General features: G+C 44.2%; 6 protein-coding genes. 5 read left to right on the forward strand and 1 reads right to left on the reverse strand.

Annotated elements, in window-relative coordinates; genetic code table 11:
- Together ACQW03_RS24345 and ACQW03_RS24350 are read left to right on the forward strand one after the other, a co-directional pair.
- The gene (locus tag ACQW03_RS24345) at window positions 1–8,583 is read left to right on the forward strand and encodes an amino acid adenylation domain-containing protein (protein WP_441952476.1); all 8,583 of its coding nucleotides are present in this window, start codon (window positions 1–3) and stop codon (window positions 8,581–8,583) included.
- Entirely contained in the window at window positions 8,580–9,461 is an 882-nt protein-coding gene (locus tag ACQW03_RS24350) for a hypothetical protein (protein ID WP_220029558.1), read from the forward strand. Before ACQW03_RS24345 ends, ACQW03_RS24350 begins: the two co-directional genes overlap by 4 nt.
- A gap of 217 nt (window positions 9,462–9,678) precedes the next feature.
- On the opposite strand, the gene ACQW03_RS24355 is transcribed toward ACQW03_RS24350, so the two are convergent.
- Window positions 9,679–9,981 carry a hypothetical protein gene (locus tag ACQW03_RS24355; protein WP_181127204.1) on the reverse strand — a complete coding sequence of 101 codons (303 nt, stop codon included), beginning with the start codon at window positions 9,979–9,981 and terminating at the stop codon, window positions 9,679–9,681.
- A gap of 291 nt (window positions 9,982–10,272) precedes the next feature.
- On the opposite strand from ACQW03_RS24355, the gene ACQW03_RS24360 reads away from it, so the two are divergent.
- Genes ACQW03_RS24360 through ACQW03_RS24370 form a run of 3 tightly spaced genes read left to right on the forward strand, consistent with a single transcriptional unit; the run spans window position 10,273 to window position 12,594 of the window.
- Window positions 10,273–11,178 carry an NUDIX hydrolase gene (locus ACQW03_RS24360; RefSeq protein ID WP_441952179.1) on the forward strand — a complete coding sequence of 302 codons (906 nt, stop codon included), beginning with the start codon at window positions 10,273–10,275 and terminating at the stop codon, window positions 11,176–11,178.
- A 28-nt stretch (window positions 11,179–11,206) separates the two neighbouring features.
- On the forward strand, window positions 11,207–11,689 hold the full coding sequence (locus ACQW03_RS24365) for an NADAR family protein (protein WP_104494645.1): 483 nt from the start codon (window positions 11,207–11,209) through the stop codon (window positions 11,687–11,689).
- A 5-nt stretch (window positions 11,690–11,694) separates the two neighbouring features.
- Window positions 11,695–12,594, forward strand: a complete 900-nt coding sequence (locus ACQW03_RS24370) for a TIGR02452 family protein (protein WP_441952181.1) — start codon at window positions 11,695–11,697, stop codon at window positions 12,592–12,594.
- Window positions 12,595–12,632: the final 38 nt, after the last annotated feature.

Here is a 12,632-nt window from a genome sequence, read left to right on the forward strand (position 1 = left end):
ATGGAATCAGCCAATACACCTAATCAGAGTTGTTCTGATAGGCCGCGACGTTACTTGCCTTTATTTTCTCACCATAGTGGAAATGCCGGACAGCCCGAAAGCGATGATCAAGCGCTTTACAAGATTCGTTTGGGGACAAGACAGGTCAAAGCGATTATGGGATTTGTACAGCATCATCAGCTGGGTGTGCCTTCTTTTATAACAGCCATATGGTCCGTACTGCTATCCCATTACGCCAATCAATATGCTCTGCCTGTTTTATATTCCGTGGTATCAGACAAAGAAGGGGAAGAATGTCGTCTGGATTATCCACTACTCATTCATATACAGAAGGAAGATCATCTTCTCTCTTTGATACAAAGGATACAAATGGAATGGAGCCAACAACATAGTAGCGATGAATTGAGAGAGGATTTTTCGCAGCAAACTAAAGTTGATCCTCTATCAGGGGGAAAGAAGGATTTCTTCAATGTGGGTATCGCAGAAATTTATGATAACTTCCCATCTCCAAGTTTAAATATGGTAGAGCTGGCTCCCCTACATGGTATAGATCAGCGAGAAATCGCGCTTTGCTACCGTTATGGCCCGGATGTATTGGAGTGCGCAATACAGTATGATGGCAGTCGTTTTGGAAAAAGGCAAATCGCTAGATTCGCAGGCCATTTCAAAACACTGCTGGCAAATGCACTCCTTCTTCCGGAGAAGAGGGTACTATTTCACGCCATGCTGACCACAAGAGAACGTAGACAGATGCAACAATGGAATGATACGGAACAAGCCTATCCTTTGGATAAAACTGTGGTTCAATTGATCGAGGAGCAGGCTGGCCGAACACCCGATGCAATCGCCTTGGAGTTTGGAGAGCAGAAGCTGACCTATTATGAGTTAAATCACCGGGCAAATCAAATCAGCCGCATGATTTTAGAGTCGTATTCGATACAGGGGCATGGCGTTCTGCCGACCGGCACGCTGATTGCCATCGTCTTGGACAGAAGCGCGGACGTGATCCCATCGATGCTTGGAGTTATGAAAGCGGGCGCTGCTTATCTTCCGGTCGATCCGCAATATCCAGGGGAACGGCTGCGATTTATTTTAGAAGATGCACAGGCCCAAATGATTATAACGCACAGCCAATTAGTAAGTAGGCTGAATCCATATATTTCTCAAATGGGTATGGGAGCACATTCGCTGATTTGTGTGGATGAATGCTTGGTGCAGCAGGACTACTATCCCTACGAAAAGTTGAAGATCAAGGTTAAACAGAATGATCTGGCTTATGTCATCTACACATCCGGTTCTACTGGAAGACCAAAGGGAACACTTATTGAACACGCTGGTCTGGTTACGTTGATCCCTTACCTTGTTGAAAAGTTTGGTATCACCTCAGATTCAAGAGTCATGCAATTCGCCTCCATTAGTTTCGACGCTTCGGTCTACGAATGGATCGGCACGCTATCAGTAGGCGGAACAGTGGTTGTTCTGTCAGACGAGGAACTGCCTCCTTATGCAGACATTTCAGATATTCTTGAAGAGAAAAATATCCACATTGCCATGCTGACGCCATCTGTGCTGCGAACGATGAAACATAGGGAACTGCCAAGGTTGCGGACAATTGTATCTGCTGGAGAACCCTGTACGTCTGATATTGTGGACTATTGGGGAAGAGGAAGACGATTCGTGAACGCTTACGGGCCGACCGAAGTGACGATTATTTGTTCTACTTCTGTCTGCAGACCAGGAAAAGAAATTACGATCGGCAAACCCGTCTATAACAAACGTTTATTCGTTTTGAATCCATTCGGTAGTCCTGTGCCTGTCGGCGTTCCCGGCGAACTATGGGTGGGCGGTATAGGGCTTGCCAGAGGATATTTGAATCGTGAAGAACTGACTCAGGAACGGTTCGTTCACAAAGAGGTTGTAAACAGCAGTGAAAAGCCACCACACAGTGAGCGGTTATATAGAACCGGGGACATTGTGAAATGGACGCCGGGCGGTGAATTGGTATTTATCGGCCGTAGTGATGAACAAATTAAAATCAGAGGGTATCGTATCGAACTGGGTGAAATAGAACATCAGCTCTGCCAACATCCCGACATCGGTCAATGTATCGTTCAAGCCTGGAAAGACGGGTCCTACCATAAACTGGTGGCCTATTATACTGCCGTAGAAGAACTGAAAGAGGCCGATCTGACACAGCACTTAAACTCTGTATTACCAGCTTATACGGTTCCTTCCTATTTTTGTTATCTCGATTCATTTCCAGTAAATACAAACGGAAAAGTCGAACGTGGAGCTCTCCCCGATCCGAGGGGCAACTTATTTATTCAAGCTGATGAAGTTGTGGAAGCAGACGAGGACGGTTTCGAAAAGCGCTTGCTTTGGATTTGGCGGCAGATTTTAAAAAGAGGAGATATCGGGGTTAACGACCATTTTTACGCGGTTGGGGGAGACTCAATTCTTGCCATTCAGGTCGTATCTATGGCCAGGGATCATGGTATCATGCTTACTCCAAGACAAGTTGCGGAGTATCCAACCATTCAGAAATTAGCTACTGTGGTTACTTGGACAGACAATGATCAAAAGGAAGGTCTCAGCGTTGACTTGACAGGCGAATTTGGTTTGACACCGATCCAGCACTGGTTTTTCGAGCAACAGTTTGTAGAGCCGCATTATTTCAACCAATCTCAGCTGTTTGTACTCAGTGATTGTGATGCTGTGAAGCTGGAAACTGCCATTAATCAATTGATTCGATTACATCCAGAGCTTTCAATGGAGATCGTAGTCAAGGAACATGTGTATTCGCAGCGCTACCGAAAGGATGCTTCCATTCAACTGGCTAGCTACACCCTTCAACAAGTCGATTATCCCGAATCCGAAATTTCAAGCATATGTGATACGTGGAACAGACAATTGAATTATGAGACGGGCGCCATGATGTATGCAGGAGTAATTCAAGGTCACCCTGACGGTAAAACCCGTCTGTTTATGACTATACATCATCTAGTCATTGATGGAGTGTCTTGGAGAATATTGGTCCAGGAATTGTATCAATTGTATCAGGGTATAGCGCTGCCTACTGTTTTAAATCCATACAAAAAATGGCATTCTGTATTGATGAGTTATTCTAAACATAAAGATACTTTACGTCATATTGAATATTGGAAAAAAGTGCAGCATCAAACCGCAGCATTTGTGCTGCCAGTAGACCATTCCCCGGCTCGTAAAAAGAGCAGTGAATCTTCGGGATGGGTTACGATGCTTACTCCAGACGATACGGAACTGCTTTTGCACCATTGCTCCCAAGCTTACCATACCGAGATTAACGACCTGCTACTTACAGCCTGGTCCCTGGCGCTCTCCGCTTGGTCTGGGCAGAAGACGATTGCGTTTCGCTTAGAAGGTCATGGACGTGAGCACTTTGTATCGGATATAGATCTGACAAGAACCATCGGTTGGTTTACCTCCATGTTTCCGGTATGCATTCAGATTACGGACAGTTCCCCCTTGGGAGCGACGATTAAATCTGTCAAAGAGCAGTTGCGTTGTATTCCTCACCGCGGCATATCATATGGCGCTTTGAGATACTGCCATCCGAATACAGAAGTCCGTTCCGAGTTATCAGCTTCTGAACCTCAGGCTCTTTTCAATTACTTGGGCCAGTTTGATCAGGGGAATGCGAGCGAATTAAATCAGTGGTTAGGGTTTACAAGTGACGCAGCACAGGATTATAGCTCGCCGCTTAATCATGGAACAAGCCTATTGGAACTCAACTGTTCCATTGTTCATGGCAAGCTGCATTTGTTTATGAAATATAGCAAACGTCACTATGAAGAAGCCACCATTACTCAGTTATTAGATACTTTTATAACACGTTTGCTTGCTATTATCGAACATTGCAGCCGGACTGAACACCAAGAGTTCACACCTAGTGATTTTCCATCAGTGTCACTGGAACAGCATTCGCTCGACCAGATCGTAAAGACATATCATTGGCAATATGGTTTGGATAAAATGATGTACCTAAGTCCCTTACAAGAAGGACTGCTGTTCCATTATTTAGATCATCCTAGTTCCGATCAATACTTTGTGCAGGTTAGTTGGAAATATCATGGCAGGTTAGAGGTAGACCGTTACCGAGAGGCCTGGAACAGCGTCATTGCCGAAAATGATAGCTTGCGGACTTGCTACATTTGGGAGGCGTTGGACAAGCACATACAATGTATTGTCCGAAATGCAGAATGGGATTGGACATTTTTGGATTTTGAAGCAGAGCAACCAGAGCAGCAACAGGAGTGTATCGAACGCTGGATGACAATGGATCGTAATCGCCGTTTTGATCTGAGTCAGCCTGCGTTCCGCATAACACTGATTCAGACCGCTTCGAATGAATGGACGATGATCTGGAGTTACCATCATATTTTGCTGGACGGTTGGAGTCTGCCGCTACTACTGAGTCGGGTTCATGAGCTCTATGCTTGTAGCCTGCAAAAGCGGATACCACAGCGCAGCTTGACCCGCTCTTTTGAAACTTATATTCGTTGGTTAAACAATAAGGATCGCACGGAGGCCGAGTCATTCTGGAAGGCATATTTGGCCGACGTAACGGAGCCAACCCATTTGCCGATAGAAAAGGGCATACTTCCCGATGTACATCAACCGATTGAGAACCAACAGATCGAGACTTTTTGTATCGATTCGAGACGAGCCAAGCGGATCGCTGATTTTGTACAGCAAGCACAAGTTTCGCTAAATACGTTGGTGCAGTTCGCATGGGGCAAAGTGCTACAAGTCTATCAAGATGCGGATACAACCGTATTTGGCATGGTCGTGTCCGGGAGGGGATCGGATCTTGCACAATCGGATCGGGTCACGGGTATGCTGATTAATACGTTGCCTTTGGTCATGCACTGGAATGTGGAGCAAACCATCACTGAATATGTACAAAAGCTGCACCAAACCATTCAGAAACTAAACGACTACAGCTATGTGAGTCTGAACGAACTGAAGAGCTGGTCTGGTATTCAAGGACATATCATGTTTTACGGTATCGTGGCATTTGAAAATTATTTGAACGACTATCGGCAGCCTGAAAATGAATTGAAGATGTCAGCTATGGAGGAACGAGAGAAAACGAATTATCCAATGACGATCACCGTTGCCAATGACGGGGAACAGATCACCATCAAGTTTATGTATGATGCAGATCGACTGAAACAAGAAACGGTTTGCCGACTGGCAGAGCAACTGCTAAATACGGTGCAATATGTGTTGGAATATCCGAATCACACCGTCGGAGACGTTTGCTTTATGAACAAGGATGAATATGATCAAATCGTCTATGACTGGAACAATACGTATACAGCATATCCCAGAGAACGTTCAATTGTTGATTTATTCCAGGAGCAAGCGAAACTACGGCCTATGCAGCCGGCAGTAATTGCGCACAATCAGGTTCTGTCCTACCACACCCTAAACCTCATGTCTCAGCACATTGCCAAGATGTTAACGGATAATGCTGATGATAACAGTCATGGAAAGTTTATCGGGGTTTACTTGTCGCGCTCTCTTGAATTCATTGTCTCCATCCTAGCGATCATGAAAGCGGGATATGCCTATGTTCCCATTGACCCCGATTTTCCGGCAGCAAGAACCCGTGAATTAATTAAGGACGCTGGACTGGGCACCATCATCACCTCACAGGAAGGAGCGGAACGCATCTCGGAAGCCTGTAAGGGAGTCCGTGTAACACTGATTAATACAGAGCATTTTGACCAAAATGAAGTGGTGCAACAAGAAGAGAAGGAGAACATGATTGCTCCCAATGACCTTGCTTATCTAATGTATACATCAGGATCGACAGGAAAACCGAAAGGCGTTATGGTGGAACATCGCAGTGTCATTCGCTTGGTCAAAAACACCTGTTATTTCCCGTTTTCCTCTGATATCAGATTGCTCTATACGGGTTCGCCTGTTTTTGACGCTTCTACGTTTGAAATTTGGGGGACGTTGCTGAACGGAGGACAGCTGTTTGTAGTTTCAAAAGATGATCTTCTAAATATCCATGTGCTGGAGCAGCGGATGAAGGAGTGGAGAATTAATACACTATGGCTAAGTTCCGCACTGTGTAATCACTGGATTGAAGAAAATGAAAAGATATTTGCTGGACTCCAATGGCTGCTCATAGGTGGGGAAATTTTGTCGGTTAAGCATATAAATCGTATCCGGCTTGCCTATCCGGAACTTTCGATTCTCAATGCATACGGCCCTACGGAGAACACCACCTTTTCGACGAGCTACCGGATCGAAAAGCCTTTTGAGCAGAATATTCCTATTGGCAAGCCCATTAGTAACTCAACTTGTTATATTCTGGACAAGTGGGGTCGTGTTCAGCCTGTCGGAGCAATCGGGGAATTATGCGTGGGGGGAGACGGGGTTGCAAGGGGGTACTGGCGGCAAAACCAATTGACACAGCATGCGTTTGTACTGAATCCATATCGCTCTGCCAAAGATGGCGAAAGAGGTACAAATTTAATTCTATACCATACGGGAGATCGGGCGAGATGGCTGCCAGACGGGAATATCGAGTATATCGGACGGGCTGACGATCAGGTAAAACTTCGCGGCTATCGAATCGAACTCGGAGAAGTCGAGTTCCGTCTTAGCAGATATCCTGTAGTGAAAGAATGTCTGGCCTTTGTCCGGGAGGTTCATGGCGATTTGCGGATGATCGCTTACTATACAGCGGAAGAGGAGCAACGAGTGGAGCAGCTTCATACTTTTATGGCTGAAGGTCTTCCATCTTATATGATACCGTTTCGTTATGTTTGGCTGAAATCGTTCCCATTAACGGCTAACGGAAAAATCGATCGCAAAAAGCTTCCTTTACCTGAAATTCATAGTAGTGATAGAGAATCAAATGCTGGATCGAAGACTGAATTGGAACAAACAATAGAAGAAGTTTGGGGTATGGTTCTGAAGCTAGATTACATTGGCAAAAATGAAGACTTTCATACGTTGGGAGGACATTCGCTCCATGCGCTACGCATAGCCAGCCTGCTGCAAAAAAGCGGATATCCGGTTACGGTCAACCAAATATTTCGCGAACAGACGATTGAACGTTTAGCCCTTTCATTAAGTAATGCAATGACAGATACAGCAGCTGTCCTTTGTCCGAAAATGGATATCTCATATATTCAGTCCATAAGAAAAGCATATCCGGATGACGGATTTCCGCTGTCTGCTGTACAAAAACGTTTTTTCCAAAGAGATCTCGTGAATCGTAACATGTTTAATGTACCTTATCTGGCCCGGCTCAAAAATTGTATCCCTATAGAATTACTGAACACGTCGCTTGAGTCACTATTGAACAAACATGAGGCCTTGCGACTATCCTTTGCTCAACTGGATGATGAATGGTATCAGTTTGAGCAGAAAATAAGTATAGAACAGGTGGTCTCTTACGTGGATTTGCACATGGTCTCGGGATCACATGACGCCTACATTTCGGAATACTGCTCGAAAGTGCAGCGTGAATTCGATATCAAGGAAGGACCTTTATGGAAAGTTGTGTTGTTTGACCATTATTGCGAAGAGAGACAACAGGTGATATTACTTCTGTTCCATCATTTAATTTTTGACGGGATTTCCATAAACATTTTTTTAGAAGAGTTGAGACATCTTCTCCTGCCGGGAAAAGGGAATGATCTGGCGTTACATGCGGAGGAGGAGGGAAGCAGTTATCGGGATTGGTGCATAGCGTTGACGCAATATGCGGCAAAAGATCCTTTTCCTAAAGCATCCACTTTCTGGAGTAAGGTTGTGGAAGGCGGCCAATCTTTACAGGTTGACACGGAATCGGAGATACAGCCTCTTCACCGACACATGAGAACCATTACGTATGATTTACTTGAAGGAGAGGAGCATATGCTTCTTCTAAAAGCATTGGCTGTAAAGCATCATACTACACCACTGAGCATCTTACTGACGGCATTGTCACAGGCTTGTTTCCAATTGAAAAAGCAATCAGATTTGCTGCTGCATGTGATGTCTTATCAACGTGAGTCCTTTTTGCCAGGTATCGTGATTGATCGTACAATTGGTTTTTTCGCCGGAGCATATCCCCTTCGAATTCAGATCCCGGAAGGAGAACTGTCCGACAATTGGGAAATGGCACTGGGACATGTCGTACACACGTTGCGGCATATTCCATCTGAAGGCATGGATTACTTTATTTTACGTCATTTGATACAGTATATTTATCCAAATACGGAACCACTAAAGGACGGAACACACATGCTTTTCCATTACCAATCAGAGGAAATGAACGGGATAGCCGATGAGTTGTACGAGCCTTTATCCATTTCTTACGGAAATACGAACGCGGCAGACAATCCCTCTGCTTACAAGCTAAATATAACAGCAGGTCTTAGACGCGATAGATTAAGTTTAACCTGCTATTATAGTTCACTACATTATAAGGATCAGACGATCGCTGAGCTAATACGCTTCATATCCGAACATCTGTGCCAAAGCATCGGTGTTCGCCCATATACCATGATAGGGGAGGGGAGCTTCAGATTATGAAAGTATATGAATTTTGCCCGTTTTTCAATGAAAATCGCATTGCAGATATTAAAATAAAAGAAAATGCCGGCTGGATTGACGAGCTGCACGTGATCGAAGCCAACAAGACGTTCAGCTATTTGGATAAGCCCTGCAACTTTAATCCAGATTATGTTGGTCCCAAGGTGATTCATCATCCATTTCACGCGGATCAACTGTTTCGTGAACCTGAGAAGCACTCATTGTACTTCGATGTGGATAGCTGCGGCGCAGATAACTTTGACCGCTGGTACTGGCGTCTGCTCAGCTATAACAGTGCGTTTCATAATGAGGCTTGCCAAAGAAACAGGAGTACCTCTATCTTACAGGATAAAGTTAAAGACGATGATGTGATCATTTTGGCTGATTTTGATGAGATCATTGACAGTCGGATGGCGGATCGTATTGTTTCGGAAGTGAAGAAACATCAAGTTATTACAATTAAAATGCACTATTCTGTATTCTTCCTGAATCTTTTTTGCCAATCTAATCACGGTGCTCCTCATTGGAGCTACCGCGTGTTCGCCATGACCGGCCGGCACTTCAAAAGTATGCCTTTCTCACCCGACTATCTCAGGAAGAAGGGAATTGCTGAAGCGTTGTATCATGATATTTATTGTCTGGAGGAGCCAGCTGGATTCCATCATTCATGGCTTGAATATCAGAAAACCGCGCTTCCCAAATTACAAGCTTTTGCTGCCAATGTAGAAGATAAAAGTATATTAAATGCAGAGTATATTGATCAATGCTTACATGATAAAAAGCTGTACTATATTGATACCGAACTTTATGTTGATAACTCAAAATCGTTTTTGAGCAGTCTACAGGAACTTGAAACAGATGATCTTTGGTATAAGTAAAGGAAGTTAGGTTAGCTGCCTGAGAAACGCGGTCCACACAAAATCAGGGTTTCTCTTTTGCTTTTTTTCAAGCTATAAGGGGGAGCTACGCCAATTGGGAGGAGTAAAGCGAAAAGAGATCAAATAAAAACTGCCGACGGGATCGGCAGTTTAGATTAAAGACCTTCTGATGTATCAGCTTGATTCATCAGAAGGTTATTTTGCTATGTACTTGAAATCAATAGTAGCTGCTTGAATTCAATGAACTTATGATAGCAGGCAACAGAGCAACAGCCATAATGATATAGATCACAATTACAATAGCGGCCCAAAGAAGGCCTGCTTTAGCATAGTTAGCTTTGCTCGGATTAGTCGAGCCGCTAAATGCCCACACAAACAGCATAATAAGTCCAACTACCGGTATAGCCATCAAAAGTAAACTGATCATCCACTCCTTGAATGATACAGGAGGCGGGTAAACAGGGGCTGGTCTGGATGGTGCTCCTTGCTGATTGTTTTGCGGGTTAAACTGGTTAGACAATTAGATCTTCTCCCTACGTGTTTAGTATGTTGTATTTCCTATATTGACCAAAACATCATACATGATATGACAATAAGCAACAAGTAAAATTCAGTAAACAGTCTAATAGTACTATTCAACAATTGAAAATAGGTCTATACACCCTATTGACGAAGCACTTTTTATATATTATTGTATTGATATTAACATTTTGTTTTTATCAATTGATTCAAATTAAAAATTACATAAAGCATTCGTCACTTTTGAATCAAAAGCGACAAATGACCATATATGAACAGGTAGGTGACGCAAGTGACAGATGGATCGAAACATAATCACAGTGGCTTAACGGAAGAGGAGTTCTTGGCCGCTTATGATGCGAATGAATATGAGCGCCCATCCGTAACGGTAGATATGCTGCTATTTACGGTAATGGATCACCTCCAACAAAATTACCGGAAGCTGCCGGAGAAGACCCTCCAGCTTCTTTTGATCCAAAGAGGGGAGCATCCCTATATAGGGCAATGGGCGTTGCCGGGTGGTTTTGTAGGCATACATGAAAGTCTGGAAGAGGCTGCACGACGCGAGCTTAAAACAGAAACGAATGTGGATCAAATTTATATGGAGCAGCTATATACTTGGGGAGATGTGGCACGTGATCCTCGTATGCGGGTAATCAGCTGCGCTTACATGGCATTGGTGGACCATGATTCCTTGGAGGTACAGGCGGGGGATGATGCCGCTGATGCCCAATGGTTTGAGCTGGATTACAGCGTAGCTCAGGAGACGCGGACGAATCAGCCGGAAGGCTACACATGGGAACAAGACATTGACATCACATTAAAGCATGGGGACATCCATCTGTCAGCCAAAGTAAAAATAACTGAAATTCTTAAGGGAAGAACCATTGAAATCAAGCGAGAAGTGCTGGAGTCACAAGGAATTGCTTTTGATCATGCAAAAATTATTGCGTACGGTATAGAGCGTCTACGCAGCAAAATAGAATACACAGATATCGCGTTTCACCTGATGCCAGTTCTATTTACATTGAGTGAGCTTCAGCAGGTGTATGAAATTATTCTAGGTAAGGAGCTGTTGGCCGCAGCTTTTCGTCGTAAAATAGCTGATCTCGTTGAAGAAACCAATGAGTATAGAAAGGCAGCCGGACATCGTCCGTCCAAGTTATACCGATTTAAGCCTCGATCGCGTTTTATGTAGCATAAGGAATATGAAATGAGGAATCTTCATGGAAAAGTTTACGTTTTTTTATCGCAGTCATTCGCCGTTTTCGCAATGGTATCCTTCTGATTTTGTCGTGGATGGATTGGAGTTTAACTGTGCCGAGCAATATATGATGTTAAAAAAAGCACAGCTTTTTGGGGATGAAGAGGCGGCCCTGAAAATTATGCAAGCCCCTACCCCAAGGGAGCAAAAAGCCCGTGGCCGCAGTGTGCGCGGATTTGACCAGTCCTTGTGGGAGGGCAATTGCCAGCAATTTGTGTATGACGGTAATTACGCCAAGTTTACACAAAATCCGAATTTGCTCAAGCACTTGCTTAAAACGAAAGGAACCACTCTGGTTGAGGCTAGTCCGACCGACACCATTTGGGGTGTAGGCTTAGCTGAGAGCGATGCTCGTATACGGAACCGCAAGCTATGGCGTGGCACGAACTGGCTAGGAGAAATATTGACGAATTTACGTGAGGATGTATTGCAAAAGGAGGAATAGTCACCGTGAAAAATACAATGAATTCCCGGAGCAACCGGGATGCCCGATCGCATATGGCGCAGGAAACACTATCCATTTTGGAACATGGGTATTATACGAATATCAAACAGGTTCAAGTAAATATGACAAAAGAAATAGGAAATGCGGTCACAGACTCGAAGTTATATACACCTTCTCAGCTGATAGCTGTAAAACAAGAGGCAGAGCAAAGAATAAAAAGTATATTGGGGCCTTCTTCCCGCATAGAAGAACAGACGATCATTGCAAAATTGGAAATTACGGGAGAAAGCACGTTACAGGCGGCATACAGACTCCAGGTAGAGGAGAAGCTGACCCACGTGGCGTGTTTGAATTTTGCATCAGCCAATAATCCGGGAGGTGGATTTCTCGGAGGCAGCCAGGCTCAAGAAGAAAGCTTGGCTCGTTCGTCAGCATTGTATCCTTGCATTTCACAAATGGAAGAGATGTATGGACATAATCGGAAGCTGCGGAGCTGTTTTTATTCAGATTATATGATTTATTCGCCTGAAGTTCCGGTATTTCGGAATGATCACGGGACATTGTTGGAGAAGCCGTATCAAGTCGATTTCCTGACCGCACCTGCTGTAAATGCTGGAGTTGTGCGAGAACGGGAACCAGAGCAGGTGAATCGGATTGGTGAAGTGATGCTGGAGCGGATCCGTTACATTCTTGGAATGGCTAAGCAAAACGGCGTAGAACATCTTGTGCTGGGAGCCTATGGTTGCGGAGTATTCCGCAATAAGCCGGAAGAGGTTGCCCTCTGGTTCAAGCAAGTGCTTGTAGATGAAGGATATGGTTTGCTGTTTGAGCGGATTGTTTTTGCAGTGTTGGATCACAAAGCAGACCAACGTACCTTAAACAGCTTTAAAAATGTTCTTTCTTAAAGTAAAGGCAGCGCATTAAATCGTTTACTATAATATCT

Source organism: Paenibacillus sp. DRB1-1 (assembly GCF_052119485.1).
Lineage (GTDB): Bacteria > Bacillota > Bacilli > Paenibacillales > Paenibacillaceae > Paenibacillus > Paenibacillus polymyxa_B.

Excerpts from the sequence above, each read along its gene's own strand:
- ACQW03_RS24350 (WP_220029558.1), top strand. The coding sequence starts at position 8,580 with ATGAAAGTATATGAATTTTGCCCGTTTTTCAATGAAAATCGCATTGCA.
- ACQW03_RS24365 (WP_104494645.1), top strand. The coding sequence starts at position 11,207 with ATGGAAAAGTTTACGTTTTTTTATCGCAGTCATTCGCCGTTTTCGCAA.
- ACQW03_RS24345 (WP_441952476.1), top strand. The coding sequence starts at position 1 with ATGGAATCAGCCAATACACCTAATCAGAGTTGTTCTGATAGGCCGCGA.